1 protein-coding gene is annotated in these 293 nt (G+C 47.8%); it reads left to right on the forward strand.

The features are described 5' to 3' along the window. Window positions 1–33: 33 nt before the first annotated feature. The coding region (locus FDX22_RS26505) for a DUF2238 domain-containing protein (protein WP_146718022.1) at window positions 34–293 on the forward strand (260 nt) is incomplete at its 3' end.

Here is a 293-nt window from a genome sequence, read left to right on the forward strand (position 1 = left end):
ATAGTAATATTTTCCATTACTTGTGAATTCGCCATGCTCCGCACACTGAATCCTGTAATACTGAACACTGGCGCTATAGTGCTGGCGCTGATCCTTATCTACACTGGCTTCTGTGCCACCGAAAAATTGACCTGGCTGATGGAAGTGACGCCGGTCATTATTGTTGTGCCATTGCTGCTCGCCACCATGAAGCGCTACCCGCTGACTCCCATGCTCTACACGCTTATCTTCTTTCATGCCATCATTTTGATGGTTGGCGGCATGTATACCTATGCCAAAGTCCCCATTGGTTT

The sequence above is a fragment of the Citrobacter sp. TBCS-14 genome (assembly GCF_005280805.1).
In the GTDB taxonomy this organism is placed as follows: domain Bacteria; phylum Pseudomonadota; class Gammaproteobacteria; order Enterobacterales; family Enterobacteriaceae; genus Citrobacter; species Citrobacter gillenii.